This is a genomic window from Pseudidiomarina salinarum (assembly GCF_000753715.1).
Lineage (GTDB): Bacteria > Pseudomonadota > Gammaproteobacteria > Enterobacterales > Alteromonadaceae > Pseudidiomarina > Pseudidiomarina salinarum.
Genome location: NZ_JPER01000011.1, coordinates 1 through 23232, shown reverse-complemented (window position 1 = coordinate 23232; position 23232 = coordinate 1). Strand labels below are relative to the sequence as shown.

The window sequence follows — 23232 nt, the reverse complement described above, 5'->3', positions numbered from 1 at the left end:
GGGCTAAAAATAGTGAGCGCAGCGAAACCGGTGTTTTCAGTGCTATATAAAAAAATTAACTATGATGGCCAGTCGCTAAAAATGATTAAATCATCCCGGTCATTTTATGTCCACCTTGGCACAAATCCGAAATACAAGCGTGCTTTAGATAATGTCCGTTTTTGGCTCATTGCAATCGCCGATCTACTGATGGCAGCAAACTGCGTCTTAACGTCTAATGTAGCTAAAGCGCAACAAGCAAATCTCGACGCCGGCTCGTCACTCCCAAAGCAACGAACCTGCGAAGAGAAACCCAATACTCTAGTTCGGGGTTCCAACGATTACTGAATCGCCCCAGCGCCAACCCTGATACAAGTTCTGCAAGGACTCTACATATGTGTAGCCCGTCCATGGATCAGAGATGACGATACCTCCGGATTGCGGGTCGACACCTTGTAAAACGATAAAATGTCCGACGGGACCATCTGATGGTCGTACAAAAGCTATTAGTTTCCATCCAGTATTTAAAGACCCGTATAGTTCTTCTGGTGAGCGTGGACGTCCGGCCTGCCATGCGCGAAACCCGTAGGCGTGCAGCAACATGACAAGTTCGCTGGTATACGCGGGTCTATCTGTGGGCCATCCATCTAAACGCGCAGATATCTGCTCTTGTGTCTGATAGTAGCCGGCTTGAGCCATTACATCTTGCACTGAAGCAGCCCAACACCAATTTACCGCTCGCTGTCTTTCAATCGCAGGAGATGACCATGAGAGGGTTAGCAATAATATCGTTAATAAGACTAGGGTTAATTTTTTCATTTCTATGACCTCGAAATAAGAATTTGCTCACACGAATATTTATGCCAACAGACATTAAACAGCGTCAAAGGAGGCTGTCATAAATATTCAATCGCTGAAACGCAAATGCCATCCCGAGACCTTCCACAGAAATACTGGTATTTCCCACGGAATTTCAGTTTTTGTGGCGGGCCCAACGAAACCGATTAGTCGGTTACCCGGTCAAGGCAACAAACTTTGCTTTCTTCTGCGAAGTATAGCTAGGCCGCGGCTGTTCGCCAGTGAGAATTTTTATCCCCCCATTTCACTGCCGCGATGTGGCGAATTTAGGTATATCAACTAGACTAGTAAGAGTCAGGGCGCATTAAAAATCCGACTGTTGAAGTAACTCTGACTAGAGGAGGCGTTATGAAACTGCAAGACATTTTAACTGACCCGTCAGCGGCCTACGGCAGCCCCGACGATGTGCTGAAAGACAACGATCTCACTCCTGCTGAGAAGCTTAAAGTACTCGATCAATGGGAATTTGACGCGCGGGAACTTCAGGTTGCCACCGAAGAGAATATGCCAGGCCCGGAAGACTGCTATTTAGAGGATATCCTTAAAGCTAAAGATAAGCTGCTCAAGGGTTAGGACATTGCTGATCACCATGTGAACCAGATCCTGTCTGAAGTGCCCGGCTTGTTCTTCAGACAGCGTTTTCGCACCCCACTGATCGGTCCAGAACGTCCACGCCAGTAAATCGTTGTGCCCTCTTCCGCACTTCATCTATCGCCGGCATTGCACCATTAATGCGATATCGTTCAGCAGGCCTCATTCAAGATCCCAGCTCATTGAATCGCAGTATTCCGCCTGAAATACTTTTTCGCCATAAATTAATGTTGGCGGATTCCAGCCCTCGACTGGGGCGATGATATTGCTGAAGCCAAAAGCCTCGAGCTGATCCAGTGAATAGGTAAAACCTACTATCGGAGCTATTCCAAGACCATGCAGCCATTTATCCATTAATGTAGCGTCATCGAAACCACACACGGTCACAAACTGCGAAACCTGAACATCGGTGAAGAACTGCTCTTCCATTGTTCTCCATTCCCGATACCGTTCATCGCCGTTACTGAGAGCGTTGCTCACGTCTTTCTGATAAGAACTGCCATGCCATCCCAGAATGCTGTCGGGCTGCAGGTACACTTGCTTACCCGCTGGCAGTATATAATTAGCACAGGATGAGGCGCAGAGAGGCCCAACGTAGACATCAAGGCCCTGATCCATAACCAGCCGTGCCAGTGCAATGCCCTGCGACACAAGACCGCCCGGGGATTCTATGTAAAGCGCTGTTATCTGGTGGTCAGCAGCAAGCTCAAAGGCTACTTTGTTATTTTCTTCTGAGATCCTAGCCACGTAGAACAGTGTGCTGCCGTCGATATAAATCTCTGGAGCGTTGTCATAGTCATGGAGGGTGACCGGATTCTCCGGCACTGCTGAACAGGCGGATAAGAGCAGCACCCATGACGCTACGAAGAACTGTTTCACAAATGATATCCCTGTCATGTTTAAAGCTAACTATTTCTTCGTCGATGGCTGGGTACTACTGGTGCTGCTGCTTTTAATCGAACTACCCCAGCTTTTTCGGGCGCGGGCTAGTCTCGCCGCATCAGCCAGTAACCGGCCGGCACAATCATCATATTAAGAAGGGTCGACGATATCAGTCCCCAAAGGATAACGATTGCCATGGGAGCCTGGATCTCACTGCCCGGCTCGCCCAGCCCTAATGATAACGGAACCAGTGCCAACGCAGTCGCCAGAGCCGTCATCAGAATCGGAACTAACCGCTCCTCGGAAGCCTGGACTATCGCATCGCGCAAAGCTACGCCCTGTCCGGTCAGTTGCCTGAAATAATCAACCAGAATAACGCCGTTTCTTGTGGCTATCCCAAACAGCGTGATAAAACCGATGATTACGGCGATATTGATGATGCCACCGGCAAAGTAAATCCCGGCTATTCCGCCTATCAGTGCCAACGGCAGATTAACCATCACCAAAAACGCATCTTTGGCTGATTTAAAGGCAGTTAACAGCAGTAAGTAGATACCCAAGATCACGCCCGCACCAAGTAATAACAAACGCGTATTGGCTCGCTCAGCGCTCTCAAATTGGCCGCCGTATTCCACATAGTAGCCGCTCGGCAAGTCCAAATTCGCGTTCAGTTGCTGTTTGATGTCCTCTACCACGCCAATCAAATCGCGCCCGCTCACGTTGGCCATCACCACCAGATTGCGCTGAACACTTTCGCGGGTGATGGTGTTAGCGCCGCGCGTTTTTTCAATCGTCGCGATTGCTGAAAACGGAACTACGGCGCGGTTCGGAAGCTTGATAAGCGTATTGCGTAAACTATCTATGTCTTCCCGGTAGGAATACGGATACCGCACCACCAGTTCAAACGATGCTTCATTCTCAAGAATACGATTAACTGTGGTACCGGCAAATACTGTTTCGAGTGCGTGGGAGGCTTGTTCTACGGTTAATCCGTATTGTGCCAGCTGCGCGCGGTTAAAATCGAAGGTAACGAACGGGATCTCTGCTTGCTGATCCATGGATACATCGACGGCGCCGGGCACTTCTTTAACCAGGCTTTCAATGTGTGCGCCAAGTTCGCGCAAACGATAGAGCTCACTACCAAATAGTTTTATCGCGATATTGGCGCGGGTTCCCGATAGCATATGATCAATACGATGCGAGATGGGCTGGCCGATGATGACGTTGGTACCACTGAGCATAAAAAACTTGCTCCGCAGGCTTTCCAACAAGGCTTCTTTTGAACGGTCCTTCATCTTCAGCTTGACGTCGATTTCAGAAGCGAACACTTGTTGCGCGTGCGGATCGCGTTCAGCCCGTCCCGTCCGGCGGGTCGTGGCAACAACTTCAGGTTCATCCAAAAGCAAGCGTTCGACGCGGCTGCCGATGGCATCGGACTTCTCCAGTGAAGTTCCCGGAATAGTGACTACACTAACGGTCAGGCTCCCTTCGTTAAACTCTGGTAAGAATCCCCGACCAAACTGAAATGCGGTGATTACCGCGATCAGCAGCACCACCCCGGCGCCAGATAATAAGGCTCGGGGATGCGCTAGCGACCAGTTCAGCAGGGGCCGGTAGCCATTTTTGAGTGCTTTGATGAAGCGTGTGTCATGGGCTTTGAGTACGCTTTCGCCCGACCCCAGTCCATAGTAGCTAAGCACCGGTGTGACTGTCACCGCTACCGCGAGTGAAGCCAGAATAGAGACAATGTAGGCAACGCCAAGTGGTTGCAGTAACCGCCCCTCAACGCCGGTTAAGAAAAACAGTGGCAAAAACACCAGTACAATGATCAGAGTGGCAAATACAATCGAACTCTCAATTTCGCGGGTAGCACGACCGATTACGCTTAACCGCGAGCTACGTTCTGATTCAGCGAGCGCCCGGTTTTCACGCAGTCGCTTAATCACATTCTCAACCACGATAATGGCGTCATCAACTAAAGCTCCCAGCGCAATTGTCATACCGCCGAGCGTCATGGTATTCAGTGAGCCACCGAAATGCCGGATAGTCAGTACCGCCACCAGCAGCGATAACGGAATAGCCACCAAAGCGATACCGGTCGCCCGGGCGCTGAATAAGAACAGGAACATAATAGCGACGACCAGGATAGCGCCGTCACGGAGCGCATTCTTAAGGTTGCCGATTGACGTTGAAATGAAGTCAGCCTGGCGGAACGTATCGGTTTGCAACGTCATACCTTCCGGCAAGCTGCTGTTAATATCCGCGATAACCTGATCAAGCTCTCTGGTAAGCGTCAAGGTATTCGTGTCGGGCTGTTTCTGAATCCCTAACACCACCGCCGATTCAGCATTAAAGGCAGCGGTACCGCGGCGTAGCTCAGCGCCAATCTGAACAACGGCAATATCACGCACCAATACAGGCACACCTTCTTTATTGCTAATCACTGTCTGTTCAATATCCCCCGGAGACTGAATACGACCCAGTCCCTGGATCAGGAATTCTTGCGCGTTCTGCGATACAAAGCCTGCCGATGAGGTCATACTTGCGCCCCGCAACGCGCCGGTTACCTGTTCAAGCGACAAATCATGCGCAATCAGCGCTGCTGGTTGAACAATAACCTGATACTGCTTGACCTGGCCGCCGGTCGAAATCACTTCAGCCACGCCCGGCACCGCTAAAATGCGACGACGAATGGTGTAGTCAGCAGTAGTTTTCAGTTCGATTTCGCTGTGCTTTTCAGACGTCAGCGCCAGAAACATAATTTCGCCCATGATCGACGAAACCGGCGCCATTTGCGGAGCCGAAACTTCTTCCGGCAATTCGTTGCGAAGAGTTTGCAGGCGTTCAGAAACCATCTGTCGGGCCAGGTAGATGTCTGTTTCCCAATCGAATTCGACGGTAATCACGCTAATACCAATGCCGCTCGTTGACCGCACCCGACGCACACCAGAGGCACCATTCATTGCAGATTCGATGGGAAACGTGATGAGTTTCTCAACATCTTCCGGGGGCATGCCATGAGCTTCGGTCACCACGGTAACTGAGGGGGCGGTCAGATCAGGGAAAACATCGACCGGCGCAGTAGCGGCTGAATAACTGCCCCACACCAGTAACACGAGTGCCACTGCGATAACAATCAGCCGGTTGTGCAGCGACCACTGGATAATGCGCTCTATCATAATAATCCTTAGTGTGCGTGTCCGTGGCCAATTTCTTCGCCACCTAGTGCTGCTAACCGAATATCGTAAGCGCCCTTGCTGACTACCCGCTCACCCGGTTTCACGCCGGCAACAACTTCAATCCAGCCACCGTCACGGATTCCCAGGGTAACTTCACGGCGCTCAAAGGTTTCGCCGCCGGTGTGGATGAATACCACATCTTTACCTTCCTGGCGTATCACTGCCGACGTCGGAATCGCGGTAGCGGTCTTTTTTGCTTCGAGCAGTGCATGGGCAGCAACAGTGGTACCAATCATCGGATTCCAGCTGGTTGGTTCAAACGCCAGGGTTACATTGAAGGTACGGGTTTGCTTATCAATGCTTAAGCTGCGTGAAACCACGGTGGCGTTGTCGTCATCAAAGCGGTGCGTTCGCTGTTCATGATCCAGCCAGGCTCCTGAGATAGCCTGAACTGAATCGCTGAAGCGTTCCGGTATAGCCAGCGCAAGCCAGCGATAGTTCTGCGATGAAATCTCGTACAAAACCTGCTGTGGATCCAAGTACATACCGTTCATGGCATGACTCACCAATATAGTGCCCTCGATGGGGCTTACCAGGGCGATGCCACCAGCACTTTTACCCAGTTGGCGCTGTTCGATACGGGCCTGGGTCGCTTCTACCCGATTAGCCAGATTAGTCTGCTGAGTGCGGGCTTTTTGCAACCGCGATTCGGGTATGGCGCCGTTTTCGACCAGTCGGGTCAGGCGTTCAACCTCTTGTTTGCTAAGGGCCAGCTGCGCCTGATAATCGGCGAGCTGTAACCGCAGGGTAATAAGATCCTGATCCGATTCAGCCCGTGGTACGAAAACACCAAGCTTTTGCCCACTGGTTACCGGGCTACCTGAGTTAAGCAATGGCTCAGGAAAAAAATAGCCGGCCTGAGGTGCCCGCACAGTCGCTCGCTGGTTGGCAGGCGCCATGACAGTGCCAAACGCCGGTACCGACAACCGCAATCCTTTCTCGCTAACCGGGACAGTCGCAAACGGCTGTTCCCATTGCTGCTCTTTCAGATAGGTAATATCACCGTCAACCGCAGCCTGCTCCACTTGCACAGCCTCGTCTTGCGCGAATACTTCAACGGTACCCAGGTGATGGCGGCTATCAATCTCATCATTCTGTATATGTACCACTAATTCATAACGCCCCGGATTTTTTGGCGTAACCACCGGCGTAAATAAGCCGTCCCGCGTTGGTGTCTTTACCCGAAAACGCGCCTTGAGCTGATCATTTTGCTGTAGCTCAACATCAAGGGTTCCTTGTTTTACCGGAGAAAAGTCATCAAGTTTTGTCAGGTGGGCTAAAAAGCGTGAACTCTGGCCAGCCCGTAGTGCCGGAAACTCGACAAATAATTCGGTTTGCTCAGTGTAGTGGGTATAAACCAACGCCGGAGGGCCATCCTCAGCATGATCATGCGATGCTTCCTCAGCCTGGCCGCAGCCAGACAGAATAAAACAAGCGAAGGCACTGGTAATAATTTGAGAAAATCGCATGGTCATGTCCTGCATTATGGATTAGTGATGGCTATGTTCTTCGCCATCATCGTGGGTATGCTCATCCTTTGTTTCACCACCTGCTTCACCATCTTTGGTGGCCTGTTCTTCGTCGCCGTAATAGGCTTCGGTTTCAGGCGCCTTTTCGTCATGGGTATGGCTGTCATCGCCATGCTCGTGCTGTTCGGCGGTATCATGACTACCGTCATCCGCATGCGGATGGCCATGGTCGTCACCTGAGCAGGCAGCAATAGTGGTCAGCAATGCCAGCGACGCGAGTACTTGCCAGAATGTTTTCATCGTAAATTCTCCATAGGTTGTTGTAATAAAGCTTGTAGGGTTATCCAGTATTTACGGGCAGCAAACTCCTGAGTTAGTTGCTGCTCCGATAATTCAATTTGTGTGCTTTGTATATCAATGAGTTCACTGACTGAGATCTCGCCCAGCCAGTAGGCTTCAGTGGCCGTCTTCAACATGGTGTCGACGTTCGGAAGTTGTGCCTGTTTTACCCCGGCCAGTGCCGCTTTTAGTTGGCCTTTGACCATTCCAAAGCGCTGCAAGAGTGCTTGCCGGGCTCGCTCATGCTCAATCGCTACGGCAGAGAGCAGCTGTTCATAGCGGGCAGACTGGTATTGCCCGCGTTCGAATAAAGGCAGCTCAACGCCAACCTGAAACGCGGCTTCTGAATGGCTCCCCTGGGAGTTATCAATCTGGCGCAAGCCGACACCCACAGAAACTTCGGGCAAGGCCTTACTACGAGCGGCAGCACCTTGCGCTTCAAGTTGTTTCTGCTGCGCTGAAAGCAGGCGCAGTTCGGGTGTTTCGGTTGGGGGTGACAGCGTATTCAGGGTTTCGTGATTCAGATGAGCGGGCAATAACGGCTCGGCAATATCGACAATCGCCATGCCCGTTACTTGCTCCAGTTCAGCACTTTTGCCGATAACCTGTTGCTCGATATCAATCAGGGTCAGCCGTGCTGCAGACAGCTCTTGCTGCAACCGGAAGTGCGCAAGTTTAGACTGCTCGCCAGCCGCCACCTGCTGTTCGCTCATACTGACCAAACCAGCGAGTTGCTCAACCCATTGCTGATGGGCAAAGTAACGGGCCTGCAGCAGTTTCAGGTGGTATAGGTCCAGGCGCAGCCCGGTGAGCTGATCGCGCACTTTAATTTGCATATCGGCCGATTCAGCCAAAGCCTTATAATCTGCGGCTTGCTGGCGATGGGCCCGGGCACCCCAGGCAGCAAAGCGCTGGGTTAACCAAATAGCGGTTTCATTTTCTTCGCTGCCATCATCGAAGGTCATCGGCTCATAGACTATTTCCGCCTCGGGATTGCTCAGTAGCGCCGCCCCCTGGCGTTCCGCGTCAATCGCCGATTTCTGACTGTCCAGCCACTGCTGCATCCGCTGATGGCGCATAAAGGCCTGGATGACCTGTTGCTCGGTCATGCCCGCGACGCTATCCCGCGTAGCAACCTGAGCGGAGGCCGGTAATATAAAACTAGTGAGCGCAGTGAACACCACCGCGGCGGTCGCGATTTTTCGATACATCATCAGCTTATCCACCCAATCAGCGTTTCCAGCGCGTGGTGCTGCGTGGCAACCGCAAATCCCGTAATTAAGAGAAGCAACAACAGCGGCACCAGCGACAAGCGGCCAACCGGCGCCATTGCCGGCGTCAGCAGTGCCTGCAGGCGTCGTTCGATTTCACCACCATTACTGTTAAGTGCAGGCTCATGCTTGTCCACCTGAACCATGCTCAGCAGCGACTCGGCCACCGCGCTGCGCCCGAACCGCTGTGCCAGCTGAGCGTCTACGCGCTGCTCGCGACGGTTTACCCAGGCTGCACGCAGGGCTTGCCTGGTGCTGCGCCGGTAGAGCAATAATGTAAGTTCGATGCCCCACATTTTAATCAGATCGCGGTTGCGAACATGCTGGATCTCATGGGCAACAATCAGACGCAGCGTTTTTTGGTCTAAACGTTTGCGCAAGCATCGGGAAATATAGATCCGCGGCCGCAATAGACCGCTCACCAGCGCGACTTCGCGCGGGGTGTCCACCCAATTAATCACGCCGGAGTGAATCTGGCGCAGGTGTCGGTTCAGTAACGACTGCCCGCTTAACCGCCTGAACAGACCAATCACCTTAACGCTGACGATAGCAGCCACTGCCAGCAATGCCATCACTGTGATCAGGCTACTCTGCTGCGGGGTGAAATGCTCAAGACATAAGTGAGGATGCCCTAAGCCGTGCTCCAGACAATGATCGGCGATGAAGCCAAGCGCTTTGCCGGCAAACGAAAAAATGAGCGCAAAAACGCATACCAGTAAGCAGGCAACGGGCAGAAAAGTGGCCAGCATCAGCCTATTCGCTGAAAGCTGAGCGCCAGGCCGGAACGTTGTCCGGAACTGCATGCCTGTCTCGACCACAATAATGCCGGCGATAACGGCCAGTGCCATAAGTAGAATCGTTGACATCAGAAGTTCAGGCATCCCCTGACTCCTGTGCCTTCAAGGCGTTAACCAGCTGGCGTAGCTGCTGCATTTTTTCATCACTGATAGCCTGATTTTGTTCAACAAAAGCAGCGATAGTCATTGAGGGGTCGCTGTCAAATTCCGCCATTAATTGCGTCAACAGCTGAGCGGTCAACTGTTCCTTGGTGAGTTTGCTTGCGTAAATAAACGCGTGCCCTTGCTTCTTCCGCGTCAACAGCCCTTTGCGGTAAAGTCGCTCCAGCGTTGACTGAACCGTGTTTTGAGTAAGCGCACGCAGCGGCTTCACGCGGTTGTATACATCCTTTACCGAACCCCCGCCCGATTCCCAGATCAATTTTAAAATCAGTGTTTCTAACTCACCAAGCTTCATGGCATACCGCTCATATCTGTTAGATATCAACCGGCAGGTTAAAACCCCAAAAACCGATTGTCAATCGGTTTTTGGGTGAACAGGCTTTTAGGGGATTGCCCGTGGTGGAACCACGGGCTACGTGTGCTTTAAAATTCGAGGCAGATTTTGCCGAAGTGTTTGCCGGCTTCTTCATAGCGAAAGGCATCGGCTAGCTCGTCCAGGCCGAAGCATTTATCGATGACGGGTTTCACGCCGCTGGCATCAATAGCGCGTACCAGATCCTGCTGGTGGGCGCGGCTACCGACTATCAAGCCCTGTAACCGGGCTTGCTTGCCCATCAGTTTCGCGGTCGGAACTTCACCTTTCATGCCGGTCAGCACGCCAATCAGCGCAATATGTCCGCTTAGTGCGACGGCATTTATCGACTGCGGCAGTGTGCCGGGCCCGCCGACTTCAATCACGTGATCAACGCCTCGTCCTTCGGTTAATTTGCTGACCGTTTTGCCCCATTCGGGGTCGTCTTCATAATTGATCACATGATCGGCGCCCAGCTCTTTGTAGCGCTGCAGCTTTTGGTCGGAAGACGAGGTGGCAAATACGGTTGCGCCGAGGCTTTTGGCTAACACGCATGCAAATACCGAAACGCCGCCGCTGCCAAGTACCAGCACCGAATCACCGGGTTTGATGCCGCCATTCACGACCAGCGCGCGCCAGGCGGTGAGACCGGCCGTGGTCAGGGTTGCCGATTCAGCATGGGTATAATTACTTGGCTGATGGGTAAAGTACCGGGTCGGACGCACCACGACTTCGCGTGCGTAACCGTCAATTCCGTCGCCCGGCGTTGAGCTGAAGTCGGCCACGAGCGCCGGACCGGTCTCCCAGTGCGGAAAGAAAGTGGAAACCACCTTATCCCCTACCTCGAACTCTTCGACGCCCTCACCGACCGCTTCGACCACGCCGGCGCCATCAGCCATCGGGATACGTCCGTCTTCCGTCGGACTGGAGCCGTTAGCGACGCCGTAGTCATGATAGTTCAGTGAGCTTGCCTTAACTCGCACGCGGATCTCGCCCGGCCCTGGCTGGCCCGGATCATCGATCTCGGTTAGCTTGATATTATCGAGTCCGAAGGGTTTCTGAAGTTTCAGTGCTTTGATTTTGTCTGCCATAGTCGTACTCCTTTTATCACGATGGATCATGTATAAAAGGTAGTTGGAAAAGGAGTGGGATACAAAGAAGGCTGCGGTTGCAGTGGAGATGCGGGCCGTTACGTGCGGACGACGTAGACCTGCGGCCTCATATTTGGTAAACATCTAATCATCATTCATGCAGAACGCTCTTACTTAGAAGGATTTCACGTGCGAAAACTCGTACTACCCAATGCTGAATTTCAGCAAAGCTATTGCGCCTACATTAGTGAGCTGGGTAACGAGGAGCGCTATCCCTTTCCACTCGACTTCGACCACCGGGACTTTCCCGCGATGCTCAGACGAATCGACGACTTTCGCATGGGTCGGAATATTCCTGAAGGCTTTGTTCCGAGTTCAACTTACTGGCTGGCTGATGGCAACGAGATCATCGGTTGCACCAATATCCGCCACCATTTAAACGACAGAATAATGCACTGTGGTGGTCATATCGGGTTGGGCATTCGCCCTTCATATCGCGGTAAAGGCTTAGGTAGTGAACTACTTAAGATGAGCATCGACCAGGCGAGAAGCTTTGGGATCGAATGCATTCATATTCATTGCCACACCAATAATGCTGCATCTGTTGCGATGATTGAGTCTTGTGGCGGTGCGCTTGATTCGGTTATTGAGGTTGGTGACGAGCGGGTTAGCCGGTATTTGGTTGAGGTTTGAGTCGATTGCGGGTTTTACCCGTGGTAGAACCACGGGCTACAGGCATAAAAAAAGCCGTCCGGATGGGCGGCTTTTTAACAAATGTGGTGGAGCTGGCGGGAATTGAACCCATTTTTTACCCTTATTTTTTAGTCGTTTAAATTTAATCTAGTTCGATTTTGTCTTTTTCTATCAACGCCAAAGTCATTGCTTCAACATCCGCGTTGCTCATCTTTTCATATCGCATTTCTTTAACTAAATTCATCAATTCATCTTCGCCAAACGACGATATAGCCACCGATGGAGCGGATTCGAAATTCGCCTCGACAAAATCAAGCACACTTGGCGGCATATGGACAAGTATATGCGCACCGTACACCAGATAATATTCCATTACCTCTAATATTTCTTCATATAAAGTAATATACTTAATTAAAATAAATTTATCCTGGTAGCCCTCAAACTTAAAAGAGATCGTCAGACACTCCTTACCACTAAAGTTAGCAAGTTTAGATACAATATCTCGGTATTTCTCAAGTTCTATTAACTTTTCCTCTAACTCATTATGTATACGAATGAAGTAAGAAAGATCCCAAAGCATTACTGAAGATTTACCAACCTTGGTGGGATCAACCGCTTTATAAGTAGTATCGTTGCTGGAGAGTAAGTCGTAAAAGTCTAACGGATTTTTTACGGTTATATGAGAAATGCTTATTTTTTTTAAGTAGGCTAGGTATCGCAAAGAACCTAAAATATCTCTTTTCTTATCGGCATACCAATCATGGACTAAACTGAAAGACTGACTCATTGCTATTGTTGCTGATTTTAATTCGCCTATCATGAGATTAAATTTTCTGACTTTTTCGACTTCTTCAGTAATTTTTGCCTTCTTCATTGTTACAGCGTTATTATATGACGCTGCAAATGCTACTACCAATGAACCTGATAAGGCCATAAATCCATTAAGATAATCGAGCTCAAGAATACTGCCAACCACGCCAAGGATCATGGCGAAGACCGCGCAAATCAAAAATAAGCCACTTATTCCCAAACTTTTAATTTTTATTAGTAATCCATCTACCATAAACTTTCCTTATCATTCCCCAATCCTTATGACCAAGCTGCTTTGCGACCCACATCGGATTTTCGCCGCCTGAAAGCATTGTTGATGCATAGGTATGCCGACATGCATAAGGTTTTAAGTACCTGACTTTAGCCTGTTTTAAAGCTGGCTGCCAATAACGTTCGCGTGGTACTCCATCATATTTCCAACGCTGCCCTGTGGCAGGATCGCGAAATACATAATCTGACTGTCCAGGCAATCTCTTCAACACCGCCAGCGCTTTTGGGTGAAGCTCATGAGTTCTGTTGCTTCCAGCCGTTTTCGTACCAGCTTGTCTGCCTTTCACAATGGACTCGCGAATGAATATAACGCCCCGCTCGAGATCAACATTCTCCCAGCGTAAACCGATTTGCTCACCAGTGCGAAGCCCTGTCCAGAATGCGAATTCATAAAACTCGCGGGCATATCCTTCAGGTAAAGCAGCCAGAATCCGTTCGCGTTCATCAGCATTGAACGGTTGCACCTCTTTGGAGTTTACCTTTAGTCGTTTAACGCTCTTCATTGGGTTACGTTCAATGATGTCGTCGTAGACCAGATGATCAAAGGCTTGGCTTAACAGGCTTTGCACCTCATTGACTGTTTTTGGATTGAGCTTTGCCTTTGTTTGCCAGCATCTGAAATGTGATGCCCGGAAGTCCCCCACAATAGTATCGCCAAAATTCGGTAGAATATGATTATTGAGGCGACCGCTGTTCGCTTTGCATGTGCTGTATGCCCAAGTCTTGTGGCTCTGCGTAAACCACTGTTCACACATTGCAGCTATGGTCAGCAGCGAAGCTTTATCATTCGATAGTTCGTAAGCATTTTTGCTCTGGGGGAACTCAGCAGCATAATCGAATTCACCAAAATCGATTTTCATTTGGACGCGATCACGCTTTTTCTTCACTAGCTTCAAATTTTCGGGGGTAGGTTCAACCCGAACCGTTTCGCGGCAACGCCTGCCGTTAAACAGAAACTCCATGCGAATCGAGTTTTTGCCAATACTGATGCCGGGGTAAATTGAGGTTTTCATAATTTATCCCCTTTCTACCCAACGTTCGTATTCGACGATATTTATAAAGTAACGACGACCTTGCTTGGTAAAGTGCTTGGAGATCATCCAACGACCGCTACGAATCAGTGCATATACAGATTTTCGGGTGAAGCCTGTTTGCTCACAGAATTTATCAAGCTTTACCCATTTTATGGGGTTATTGTTCATTTGAAACACCATGCAACTCGTGGCTATACGAGATAGCCGAAAAAGTTCACGTGCAATAAGATTCAGGATCAAACGCACGACGCGAGTGAGGCGGACACGGTATGTTTCTAAATGATTGGCAATATATCTATAAAGGAGTTTTTTTCGCGGTAACTGGGGGCTTAAAATTTGTTCGTTTCTCGACAGACACCTAAGTCCATCGGAACTACTGTTGCATGGTGCCCCATACTTTTTTTCGTTTCTTCCAAAATGTATATGAGTCTGTAATATGTTTAACTCTGCCAGCCTCAAAACAAACATAATTCAGGTTCCCTATCGTGTCAACAACTTGTTAACTCTCAATCACGAACTGGCTAATCAGTTCTGATTTGGTGTACTGGCTGACTGACGACTGGAATTTAACGATCAGTTCAACCTCGTCATTCATATCAAGCAAACCGACGACCACGCCAATTTCGGCAATACTTGGGTCAGCTGATGTGTTGGGGTACACGGCACAGTGAATCAGCGATACCGCTTCGTCATGGGAAAAGATTGCTGTTTGCATATTCAGTGGATTACCCATTATTTTTCCTTTGATCGTTAACCGTACAGTTATTTACACAAGTCCAAGGCCACTTCATCGATTCACCCGACCTTCGGTCGGCTGAACCGCTTCAGCGGCTCAGATTTCTAACTTACAAACACCGAAATTGAATTCAGCGTGGCAGGCAGCCTCTGAATTCATTCTAAATCTCCACATATCTCGATCTACAGGATCCACTGAGCACAGCGAAATCTCTCGCTGGGCAAGCTATCGAACAGTGATTGAATTTAATGCAGCATAGGCGCCTCGATGTTCGGTGGCTCTTGCGGCAGAACGCCATACCAGCTGCGAAAACGTGTCAGTATCAATTTTACCGAGTGACGTATACCAATAATGCGCGGGCGACGAGGCTCACCGTATTGGTTCACATTAGCTAATTCGTGATAATCCTGATTAGCTGATGCGCTTGAATACATTGGGTGAACGTCAATTCGCCCCCTGTCACCTACTCCGCCCATCAATAGGCAAAATGCTGCCCAATTTGATGAATCAGCCGCTAGGCGTAATTTCTCGAGCGTCGAATCTTTTACAGGGTTTGTTAGCCGACGAAGTTCACGCCAAACGGTGACTCGTGGACCTCCGATTTGAGCAAACTTGCGTATTCCATGAGCCGATGCCCAAGCGCGGGTGCGCCGCGCGGCCACGCGTCCGCCTGCGTCGCTCTCCGCCTTGCCCTTTATGCCGTTTATGTTTTTCGCGATATATTTCGCAAGGTATCCCGCTGCTGAACCTTTGTTGGGATCAATATCAACGAAGTTCACACGGTATTTTCTTGCACCCTTTTCATTCGGGCTTTCTTTCAGCGCATAGTGCTTCACAATTCGTTTCAACGGCTTGAGCTTGTCAGGAGCAATAAACAGTAAGATGTGCCAGTGAGGTGTGCCATCATGATTCGGCTCTGCGACTCGCATCCCATAAGGCGAAATATCGGCTCGCGCGAATTTCGCTCTTATCAGTTGCCAAACGTGGTTCAGATAGTCGTTCGCTTCCTTGGGCGATGTACCATCGAATTTCGGGTTGGGTTTGCCACTTGCTTTCAATATCGGGTGCATCCGTGACGGTGTACTAACCGTGACCATGACAGCAGCATGATGAAAGTGTTCTGCAACCTCCTCGAACCCACGAACGCGCACCATCCATTCAGCAAAAAGAATGTCAGGGTTTGAAATAGTATGTTTGCTAATCTCGGCAAGGCTTACTTGTTCGCCATCTTTGCAGACAAGCATGCTCCGACTCAGAAACTCCTCACTTTTTTGTTGTGATTCATCAAAAAGTGCCAGTGTTTTATCACCACAGTAGATACCACGATGCGCGCTAACAAGGTGCAACAAGCGTTCAACTTCGGCAATCGTTTCATTGGTCTTGGAGCGTATGCGGCGTAGCCAAAACGCACGATCGCTTAAACGCTTCAGTATCGCTTCATCATCGAACTTCAATTCACCCAGTTGGTAATTATCAAATCGTTGTTTGCACAGGTGTAATGCCATGTCTTGAGGGTATTCGCTGCGAATTCTTCGGCAGGAAATAGCTTGAGCGTTTGCGAAGTTGCGGTGACTGTCGGGTTCGGCCAAGTCGAGATCATCAATCCGCAGATAGTCTTGAATGTCACGCAGAAGCATCGAAGCTTGGGCGACATCGTAACTTTGGTAGTCGCGCAAAACACGATTCAGAAGTGTATTAGGCAGCAAAAAGTTGGCACCAGGCGTACTTAAAGGGTGTCTTTTTTGGGTTTCTGGGGGGTATTCAGGGGTACTCGAGCGCACTTGCTCGACCTGATGAAACAGGCGCAAAGCCTTGTTATTGCTGGGAAAGGAAAAACCAGCGCGGGTTGCGCTGGTTTTAGTGTTGGTGGAGCTGGCGGGAATTGAACCCGCGTCCGCAATACCTACATCCTCGGTACTACATGCTTAGTCAGTCATTTAGTTAATCAGTGCGACGCCGGCTGACAGGCTTCGACACTAACGAGCTCGATTGGTTTTAACGCTTCAGCTCCGAGCGAAGCCTCCACGCGAGTCTACTTTAGGGTTAGCCGTCCTGATCCAGTCTCATAGACAAAGCGCTGGGGGACGGGCAGAGCGGGTTATTAAGCCGCTAGTGCGTAGTTGTCGTCGTTTGCAACTATTAGGTTGAGGCTTTTTACGAGGCCAGCCTCACCTCGGCATGCACCTTGGGTTTCGTGTATTCCGTCGAATCCAAATCAGCCCCTGAGTGTTAAGCGTTATTATACATATTTGCGGGGGCTTTGTCACCTTTTTCAAGTACCAGAGCCGCCTTCTGCTTACGCCGCCCGAAGCCAAATGCACGGCGGAATGTAGCGATTGGAATCGGCAGATATTGGCGGTTCGCGGCCGACTGCCAGGGGAAGGTATCCTGGTCGGGATCATTGATGTACACATAGTTGTCGTCGGCGGCGCAAATCAGTACCCAGTGCGGCGCTTTGCTCTCATCAAACACGTAGGTGCTGATAAGCGCGACCACCAGTTTGCCATCGTTCAGATCGGCAACCAGTTGTTGCACGGTGTAATCCCCTACCACAATCGGCACGCCGGCTTCTTTCAGTGCGGCGATGTCGTATTCCTGGATGCGCGCCATGACCTGCTTTTTGTCGTTGTTACGCACGGAATCAAGCAATAACGGGCCCTCTACGCTCACGTGCAGGCTTACCTGCATGCCACGCTTCAGCGCTGCGCGGGCCAGCCCATGCGGGCCGCAGCCGCCATGACCGGAGGTCATAAAAATAGTGGTGGCTTCGCGCCAGATCTCCAGCTCTTCGTAATGGGCATCGTTCGACGGGATATCAAAATAGGCCATCGCCATCAGCAGGCTCGCCGGGCCACAGGTAAAGTCCGTGGTCTGGGTGCGGTATGGCACGAGCCGCTGGGTGCCGTTGCTGCCTTCGGGCAGCTCAAAGCTTGGCAGCAGCTTTTGCAGAATCAACGCGTCGCTGTCGTCTTCATAGTACTCGGCCCGGATTTCCATATCGTAGTATCCGGCCTTGTGGTACATGGTCTGGGCGGCAACGTTGTCGGTTTTTACTTCCAGCCGCATAAACAGGCAGTGGCGCTCATCGGCATCATTCTCGGCGGCATCCAGCAATAGGGTGCCAAAGCCGCGCCGCCGGTGTTCCGGTGCCACCGCCAGTGAATACAGACGCGCCAGCTGGGTGGCCTGGCGGTACAGTACGATGTAGTACCCCACCACGTCGCCGTCACTCAGCAATACCTGAAAGTCGCCGATATCCTGATCGATAAAGCGCCGGAAGCTGCGCCGGCTGATGCGATCGGTAATAAAACTGGCCGTTTCAATACGTTCCAGCGCATCCAGATGCTCACGAGTGGCGCGGGTCAGTAAAACGGTACTGGTTTCAGACATATAAGCTAATTCTCAGGTTGTGCAGTGCAATTTCATCGCCCTATTATACCTGAACCGGCTAATCAGCGCGGCAGTAGTTTTTTCATTGCAGATTCGGTTATCCCATATCGCACCGGGCACCCTAAAGTGCTAAACTAATGCGCAAATTTTCGCACTACCTAAAGGGACCACCCGTGAGCGACCAAAAACCTTCTCTGAGTTATAAAGATGCCGGCGTAGACATTGATGCCGGTAATGCCTTAGTTGAACGTATTAAGGGCGTGACCAAGCGCACCAAGCGGCCTGAAGTGATGGGCAATATCGGTGGTTTCGGGGCGCTGTGCGAACTCCCCACTAAATACAAACACCCGGTGCTGGTATCCGGCACCGATGGCGTGGGCACCAAGCTGCGCCTGGCGATTGACCTGAAAAAACACGACACCGTGGGTATCGACCTGGTTGCCATGTGCGTCAACGACCTGATTGTTCAGGGCGCTGAGCCGCTGTTCTTCCTGGATTACTACGCCACCGGCAAGCTCGACGTCGACGTAGCCGCTGATGTGGTCACCGGTATCGGCGAAGGCTGTGTGCAGGCTGGCTGCGCGCTGATTGGCGGCGAAACGGCTGAAATGCCGGGCATGTACGAACAGGGCGATTACGATATCGCTGGTTTCTGTGTTGGTGTGGTCGAGAAAGAACGCATCATTGACGGCACCAAAGTGGCGGCCGGCGATAAGCTGGTGGCGCTGGCCTCAAGCGGCCCGCACTCAAACGGCTACTCGCTGATCCGTAAAATCATTGAAGTCAGCGGCGCTGATGTCGCCAGCGAACAGCTCGACGGCAAGCCGCTGGCGGAGCGTTTGCTCACCCCTACCCGTATTTACGTGAAATCTGTGCTGGCGATGCTCGAGCAGATCGATGCGCACGCCATTTCACATATTACCGGTGGTGGCTTCTGGGAAAATATTCCGCGCGTACTGCCTGACAATGCCAAAGCGGTTATCGATGACAGCAGCTGGGAATGGCCGGTTATCTTCAACTGGCTGCAGCAGCAGGGTAACGTGACCACCAAAGAAATGTACCGCACCTTTAACTGCGGCGTGGGCCTGATTATCGCGGTATCCGGCGCCCAGGCTGAGAAAGCGGTCGAATTGCTGCGTGATCAGGGCGAAGATGCCTGGGTTATCGGTGAAGTGGCTGAACGCAACGGCGACGAAGCTCAGGTTGAAATTCACTGATGGCGCGTATTGTTGTTCTGATCAGCGGCTCGGGTAGTAACATGCAGGCCATCGTTGAGGCCTGCGAAGCCGGCCGCATTGATGGCCATGTGGTTGCCGTTATCAGCAACAAAGCCGGCGTCCGCGGCCTGGATATCGCGGCCGAAGCCGGCATCGCCACCGAAGTGCTCTCGCATAAGGATTACCCTACCCGCGAAGCCTATGACGCCGAATTACAGAAGCTGATTGATAACTACCGCCCTGACCTGGTGGTCCTGGCTGGTTTTATGCGGATCCTGACAGCGGATTTCGCGACCCATTATCATGGCCGTATGCTCAATATTCACCCTTCACTGCTGCCCAAGTATACCGGCATCAATACCCATCAGCGGGCGCTTGATGCAGGCGATACCGAGCATGGTGTGAGTGTGCATTTTGTCACTGAAGAGCTCGATGCCGGGCCCGTTATTCTGCAGGCCCGGGTGCCGGTGTTTGAAGGCGATACCGCTCAGGATCTGCAACAGCGTGTGCAGACCCAGGAGCATGGTATTTATCCGCTGGTGGTCAGCTGGTTTTGCAGCGGCCGCTTAAAACTCACCGATGCAGGTGTTGAGCTGGACGGCGAGCTGTTAGGCCCGGCCGGCTACGCTGACGAATAGTCGCGGGCTTTTCCGCGGATTATTCCGGGCTACCCACTTCTGCCGTATCAAGCAACAGCGTGGCGACTTCATCGCCGTCTTCACGTTGTTGCATCTTGACCAGCACATAGCCCAGTTGCGGCGCAAACCAGTAATCGGTTTCGCGGCTTGAATTCTCCCGCACCCGCACCACTTTAATCGCGTCAATCTCGCCATAAGGCAGTTTCAGGGTTTCTTGCTGCAGGCGGGCATACTTTAAGTGATCTTCTTCCGCATCGCCCTCAATAACCCGGTAGTTGAACTCAGTGGCGTCCGAGGCCTGCAGGTCATAACGCAGTTGCTCCAGCATGCTCGCCTCGTCGATCAGATCGTCACCCCATTCAATAGCTACGGGCTCACCGTTTGCGGCATTGACCACCTGCTGCTTATCACTGTCAAAGGTCGCGGCAAAGCGTTTGTCCTTGCCGGTGCCGGAGCGGCGATATTCAAAGAAAACCGGCTCTACCTGGCCATCATCGAAGGTGAAGGTACTCCAGTACCGCCGCCGATCAGATAAAAACAGCAGGGATATTTCGGTTTCGGTGTACAACTGGTAACGGCCGTCTTCATCGATTTTCAGCGCCCGCACTGCCTCACCGTAGTGAGACCCGCCCCGGTGAACCATATAGTGCGTTTCGTAGATTTTCAGCTCAGCACTTTGCACAACCAGTGGCATAACCAGCGGCGTAAGCAACAAGGCAAATCCGGTAAGCAGTTTCAGCATCAATGTTTCCTTCATGGTTCGTTATACACATTCAGACCCCGCGTTTTTCGGCCGGTTCCAATTTTCAAACGCGCGTTCAAATTTCGCTTGAAAATGAGCCGCAAACGCGCTAGATTACCGGCATCATAAACTGGTCTGACCTCAAGCATTTAGCCGGAGTTTAAATAATGATAGTCGCGCTTTGGATTATAGTCACCTTACTCGTTTTCGGCGGGTTACTTTATTACCGCAGCTCGCTGCTGGTCACCAGCCTCGGTCTGGTTGCCCTGTTTGCCGTCGGCAGCCTGCTGGGCGTAGTCGGCCCGGTGCTGTGGGTACTGCTGGCGGTGGTGCTGGTACCGCTGAACCTGACCGCATTCCGCCGTGGCGTGGTGTCTAAATCGCTGCTGGGCATGTACCGCAAAATCATGCCGGAAATGTCGACTACTGAAAAAGACGCGATCGATGCCGGTACTGTCTGGTGGGAAGGCGAGCTGTTCCGTGGCGCCCCCAACTGGAAAACCTTGCACAGTATTCAGAAAGCGCAACTGAGCGATGAAGAAAAAGCCTTTATCGATGGCCCGGTTGAAGAAGTCTGCAAGATGCTCAACGACTGGGAAGCGACCCATGAACTGGCTGATATGCCGGAAGACGTCTGGACTTATCTGAAAGAGCACAAGTTCTTCGCCATGATCATCAAGAAGCAATACGGTGGTCTTGAGTTCTCTGCCTATGCCCAGTCGCGGGTACTGCAGAAACTGTCCGGTGTCAGCACCATTCTGGCCAGCACCGTGGGTGTTCCTAACTCACTGGGCCCGGGCGAGCTGCTGCAACATTACGGCACCGAAGAACAGAAAGATTATTACCTGCCACGCCTTGCTGAAGGTAAGGAAATCCCCTGCTTTGCGCTGACCAGTCCGGAAGCGGGCTCCGATGCGGGTTCTATTCCCGATACCGGTGTGGTCTGTAAAGGCGAATGGGAAGGCAAAGAGATTGTCGGTATCCGCCTGAACTTCAACAAGCGGTATATCACCCTGGCACCGGTTGCGACTGTTGTCGGTCTGGCGTTTAAACTATCGGATCCGGAAAAACTGATCGGCGATAAAGAAGAACTCGGCATTACCGCTGCGCTGATTCCCCGCGACACCAAAGGCGTGGAGATTGGCCGTCGCCACTTCCCGCTTAACGTGCCATTCCAGAATGGCCCGGTGCGTGGCCAGGACGTATTTGTGCCGCTGGATTACATCATCGGTGGCCAGAAAATGGCAGGTAAAGGCTGGCGTATGCTGGTTGAGTGTCTGTCGGTCGGCCGGGCAATTACCCTGCCGTCAAACAGTGCCGGTGGCGTTAAATCCATTGCGCTGGCAACGGGCGCTTATTCGTATATCCGTCGTCAGTTCAATTTACCCGTGGGTAAAATGGAAGGCGTCGAAGAAGCCCTGGCCCGCTTAGGCGGTAACGCTTACCTGATGGACGCGGTGACTACCCTGTCCACCAAAGGCATCGATCTGGGCGAGAAGCCATCTGTGATCTCGGCCATCGCCAAGTACCACATGACAGAAAAACTGCGTGAGTGCATGGATGACGCCATGGACATTCACGGCGGTAAAGGCATCTGCCTGGGCCCGAGCAACTATCTGGGCCGCGGCTATCAGGGCGTACCGGTCGCCATTACTGTGGAAGGTGCGAACATTCTTACCCGCAGCCTGATGATCTACGGTCAGGGCGCGATTCGCTGCCATCCTTTTGTACTGGAAGAGATGCTGGCATCAGCCGAGCATAACGCTGAGGGCCTGAAGCGCTTTGATAAAGCTATTTTCGGCCATATCGGCTTTGCCATGAGCAACTTTGTGCGGTCACTGGCGTTCGGTCTGGGCGGCTACCGCTTCAGTTCAGCGCCATTCTCTGACAGCACCAAAATTTACTATCAGCAGATGAACCGCTTCAGCGCTAACCTGGCCTTGTTGTCAGACGTCGCCATGGGCGTGCTCGGTGGTTCACTGAAGCGCAAGCAGCGTATTTCTGCGCGGCTGGGCGATATGCTGAGCTATCTGTATCTGGCCTCGGCGGTACTGAAGCGCTTTGATGATCAGGGCCGTCTGAAAGACGACCTGCCGCTGGTGCACTGGGCTATGCAGGATACTCTGTATAAGCTGCAGGAAAGCCAGCTGGCCCTGCTGGATAACTTCGGCACCATCGGCAAGACCATGCGTGTCATCATGTATCCGTTTGGCCGTATCGCTAAGCGTCCGTCTGATAAAACCGACCGCAAAGTGGCCCGCATCCTGTTGCAACCCAACCCAAGCCGCGAGCGCTTAGGTGAAGGCCAGTTCCTGTCACCGGAAGGCCAGTTTGGCTACCTGGAGCAGGCGCTGAAGGATATCATCGCGGCTGAGCCGCTGTTTGATAAGGTTCGCAAAGCCAGCAATAAGCGTATGGGCTTTATCTTCCTTGATAAAGTTGCGGCAACCGGCAAGCAGTTAGGTGTGCTGAACGATGACGAAGTTGAATTGTTAGAGCGTGCTGAAGCAGGCCGCCTCAAGGTCATTAATGTGGATGATTTTGCCCATGAAGAACTGATGGCGGGTAAAGCCGCACATGAGTGGGCGAAACTGCACATCTGCAAGTAAGTGAAGCCAGTTAAAAGAAAACCGGGTCCATGGACCCGGTTT

General features: G+C 51.6%; 21 protein-coding genes and 1 other RNA gene. 6 read left to right on the top strand and 16 right to left on the bottom strand.

Going from position 1 to position 23232, the window contains the following annotated elements:
- Positions 1–327: hypothetical protein (locus IDSA_RS12210; protein WP_232221311.1), on the top strand; the 327-nt coding region annotated here is incomplete at its 5' end.
- Here IDSA_RS12210 and IDSA_RS12305 read toward each other — a convergent pair.
- Positions 301–798 carry a papain-like cysteine protease family protein gene (locus tag IDSA_RS12305; RefSeq protein WP_084694132.1) on the bottom strand — a complete coding sequence of 166 codons (498 nt, stop codon included), beginning with the start codon at positions 796–798 and terminating at the stop codon, positions 301–303. The genes IDSA_RS12210 and IDSA_RS12305 overlap by 27 nt on opposite strands.
- Before the next feature lie 387 nt (positions 799–1185).
- On the opposite strand from IDSA_RS12305, the gene IDSA_RS11665 reads away from it, so the two are divergent.
- Positions 1186–1410 (top strand): hypothetical protein, encoded by a 225-nt coding sequence (locus IDSA_RS11665; protein WP_034777255.1) that lies wholly within the window; start codon positions 1186–1188, stop codon positions 1408–1410.
- A 180-nt stretch (positions 1411–1590) separates the two neighbouring features.
- Here the strand turns inward: IDSA_RS11665 and IDSA_RS11930 are convergent, their stop codons facing one another.
- The 8 genes from IDSA_RS11930 to IDSA_RS11625 all read right to left on the bottom strand — a co-directional run bounded on the left by IDSA_RS11930 (position 1591) and on the right by IDSA_RS11625 (position 11030).
- Positions 1591–2307, bottom strand: a complete 717-nt coding sequence (locus tag IDSA_RS11930; RefSeq protein WP_051986260.1) for a hypothetical protein — start codon at positions 2305–2307, stop codon at positions 1591–1593.
- A gap of 107 nt (positions 2308–2414) precedes the next feature.
- On the bottom strand, positions 2415–5489 hold the full coding sequence (locus tag IDSA_RS11655; RefSeq protein ID WP_034777252.1) for an efflux RND transporter permease subunit: 3075 nt from the start codon (positions 5487–5489) through the stop codon (positions 2415–2417).
- An 8-nt stretch (positions 5490–5497) separates the two neighbouring features.
- Positions 5498–7018 (bottom strand): efflux RND transporter periplasmic adaptor subunit, encoded by a 1521-nt coding sequence (locus IDSA_RS11650; protein WP_034777249.1) that lies wholly within the window; start codon positions 7016–7018, stop codon positions 5498–5500.
- Between the two features lie 21 nt (positions 7019–7039).
- Complete coding sequence (locus IDSA_RS11645; protein WP_034777247.1) at positions 7040–7318, bottom strand: hypothetical protein; 279 nt, start codon at positions 7316–7318, stop codon at positions 7040–7042.
- Positions 7315–8571: a TolC family protein gene (locus IDSA_RS11640; protein ID WP_034777245.1), complete on the bottom strand. Its 1257-nt coding sequence runs from the start codon at positions 8569–8571 to the stop codon at positions 7315–7317. Before IDSA_RS11640 ends, IDSA_RS11645 begins: the two co-directional genes overlap by 4 nt.
- A complete protein-coding gene (locus IDSA_RS11635; protein WP_034777243.1) occupies positions 8571–9509 on the bottom strand; it encodes a M48 family metalloprotease in 939 nt (312 codons plus the stop codon). Before IDSA_RS11635 ends, IDSA_RS11640 begins: the two co-directional genes overlap by 1 nt.
- Positions 9502–9882, bottom strand: coding sequence for a BlaI/MecI/CopY family transcriptional regulator (locus IDSA_RS11630; RefSeq protein ID WP_034777241.1), 381 nt, complete (start codon positions 9880–9882; stop codon positions 9502–9504). Before IDSA_RS11630 ends, IDSA_RS11635 begins: the two co-directional genes overlap by 8 nt.
- Before the next feature lie 128 nt (positions 9883–10010).
- Positions 10011–11030 carry a zinc-dependent alcohol dehydrogenase family protein gene (locus IDSA_RS11625; protein WP_084694130.1) on the bottom strand — a complete coding sequence of 340 codons (1020 nt, stop codon included), beginning with the start codon at positions 11028–11030 and terminating at the stop codon, positions 10011–10013.
- 189 nt (positions 11031–11219) lie between these two features.
- On the opposite strand from IDSA_RS11625, the gene IDSA_RS11620 reads away from it, so the two are divergent.
- Positions 11220–11723, top strand: a complete 504-nt coding sequence (locus IDSA_RS11620) for a GNAT family N-acetyltransferase (RefSeq protein WP_034777238.1) — start codon at positions 11220–11222, stop codon at positions 11721–11723.
- Between the two features lie 142 nt (positions 11724–11865).
- Here IDSA_RS11620 and IDSA_RS11615 read toward each other — a convergent pair whose 3' ends face one another.
- From IDSA_RS11615 to rimI, 6 genes are all read right to left on the bottom strand, one after another.
- Positions 11866–12786 (bottom strand): hypothetical protein, encoded by a 921-nt coding sequence (locus tag IDSA_RS11615; RefSeq protein ID WP_034777236.1) that lies wholly within the window; start codon positions 12784–12786, stop codon positions 11866–11868.
- A complete protein-coding gene (locus IDSA_RS11610) occupies positions 12758–13837 on the bottom strand; it encodes a tyrosine-type recombinase/integrase (RefSeq protein ID WP_034777233.1) in 1080 nt (359 codons plus the stop codon). Before IDSA_RS11610 ends, IDSA_RS11615 begins: the two co-directional genes overlap by 29 nt.
- Before the next feature lie 520 nt (positions 13838–14357).
- Positions 14358–14591, bottom strand: coding sequence for a hypothetical protein (locus tag IDSA_RS11605; RefSeq protein ID WP_051986259.1), 234 nt, complete (start codon positions 14589–14591; stop codon positions 14358–14360).
- Between the two features lie 248 nt (positions 14592–14839).
- Positions 14840–16375: a replication endonuclease gene (locus tag IDSA_RS11600; protein WP_126760520.1), complete on the bottom strand. Its 1536-nt coding sequence runs from the start codon at positions 16373–16375 to the stop codon at positions 14840–14842.
- Positions 16376–16458: 83 nt separating this feature from the next.
- Positions 16459–16817, bottom strand: a transfer-messenger RNA (tmRNA) gene (gene ssrA, locus IDSA_RS12065).
- Between the two features lie 6 nt (positions 16818–16823).
- Entirely contained in the window at positions 16824–17984 is a 1161-nt protein-coding gene (gene rimI, locus IDSA_RS11595) for a ribosomal protein S18-alanine N-acetyltransferase (protein ID WP_034777230.1), read from the bottom strand.
- Positions 17985–18157: 173 nt separating this feature from the next.
- On the opposite strand from rimI, the gene purM reads away from it, so the two are divergent.
- Together purM and purN are read left to right on the top strand one after the other, a co-directional pair.
- Positions 18158–19201: a phosphoribosylformylglycinamidine cyclo-ligase gene (gene purM / locus IDSA_RS11590; protein ID WP_034777228.1), complete on the top strand. Its 1044-nt coding sequence runs from the start codon at positions 18158–18160 to the stop codon at positions 19199–19201.
- The gene (gene purN / locus IDSA_RS11585) at positions 19201–19839 is read left to right on the top strand and encodes a phosphoribosylglycinamide formyltransferase (protein WP_034777226.1); all 639 of its coding nucleotides are present in this window, start codon (positions 19201–19203) and stop codon (positions 19837–19839) included. The genes purM and purN overlap by 1 nt, the downstream gene beginning before the upstream one ends.
- A 19-nt stretch (positions 19840–19858) precedes the next feature.
- On the opposite strand, the gene IDSA_RS11580 is transcribed toward purN, so the two are convergent.
- Positions 19859–20581: a DUF3108 domain-containing protein gene (locus IDSA_RS11580; RefSeq protein WP_051986257.1), complete on the bottom strand. Its 723-nt coding sequence runs from the start codon at positions 20579–20581 to the stop codon at positions 19859–19861.
- A 167-nt stretch (positions 20582–20748) separates the two neighbouring features.
- Here IDSA_RS11580 and fadE point away from each other — a divergent pair, with 167 nt between their 5' ends.
- Positions 20749–23190 carry an acyl-CoA dehydrogenase FadE gene (fadE, locus tag IDSA_RS11575; RefSeq protein ID WP_034777222.1) on the top strand — a complete coding sequence of 814 codons (2442 nt, stop codon included), beginning with the start codon at positions 20749–20751 and terminating at the stop codon, positions 23188–23190.
- Positions 23191–23232: the final 42 nt, after the last annotated feature.

Bases quoted from the DNA above. Each gene is read 5' to 3' on its own strand.
- IDSA_RS12305 (WP_084694132.1), bottom strand. From the start codon at position 798: ATGAAAAAATTAACCCTAGTCTTATTAACGATATTATTGCTAACCCTC.
- IDSA_RS11665 (WP_034777255.1), top strand. From the start codon at position 1,186: ATGAAACTGCAAGACATTTTAACTGACCCGTCAGCGGCCTACGGCAGC.
- IDSA_RS11655 (WP_034777252.1), bottom strand. From the start codon at position 5,489: ATGATAGAGCGCATTATCCAGTGGTCGCTGCACAACCGGCTGATTGTT.
- IDSA_RS11650 (WP_034777249.1), bottom strand. From the start codon at position 7,018: ATGCGATTTTCTCAAATTATTACCAGTGCCTTCGCTTGTTTTATTCTG.
- IDSA_RS11645 (WP_034777247.1), bottom strand. From the start codon at position 7,318: ATGAAAACATTCTGGCAAGTACTCGCGTCGCTGGCATTGCTGACCACT.
- IDSA_RS11640 (WP_034777245.1), bottom strand. From the start codon at position 8,571: ATGATGTATCGAAAAATCGCGACCGCCGCGGTGGTGTTCACTGCGCTC.
- IDSA_RS11635 (WP_034777243.1), bottom strand. From the start codon at position 9,509: ATGCCTGAACTTCTGATGTCAACGATTCTACTTATGGCACTGGCCGTT.
- IDSA_RS11630 (WP_034777241.1), bottom strand. From the start codon at position 9,882: ATGAAGCTTGGTGAGTTAGAAACACTGATTTTAAAATTGATCTGGGAA.
- IDSA_RS11625 (WP_084694130.1), bottom strand. From the start codon at position 11,030: ATGGCAGACAAAATCAAAGCACTGAAACTTCAGAAACCCTTCGGACTC.
- IDSA_RS11615 (WP_034777236.1), bottom strand. From the start codon at position 12,786: ATGGTAGATGGATTACTAATAAAAATTAAAAGTTTGGGAATAAGTGGC.
- IDSA_RS11610 (WP_034777233.1), bottom strand. From the start codon at position 13,837: ATGAAAACCTCAATTTACCCCGGCATCAGTATTGGCAAAAACTCGATT.
- IDSA_RS11605 (WP_051986259.1), bottom strand. From the start codon at position 14,591: ATGGGTAATCCACTGAATATGCAAACAGCAATCTTTTCCCATGACGAA.
- rimI (WP_034777230.1), bottom strand. From the start codon at position 17,984: ATGTCTGAAACCAGTACCGTTTTACTGACCCGCGCCACTCGTGAGCAT.
- purN (WP_034777226.1), top strand. From the start codon at position 19,201: ATGGCGCGTATTGTTGTTCTGATCAGCGGCTCGGGTAGTAACATGCAG.
- IDSA_RS11580 (WP_051986257.1), bottom strand. From the start codon at position 20,581: ATGCTGAAACTGCTTACCGGATTTGCCTTGTTGCTTACGCCGCTGGTT.
- fadE (WP_034777222.1), top strand. From the start codon at position 20,749: ATGATAGTCGCGCTTTGGATTATAGTCACCTTACTCGTTTTCGGCGGG.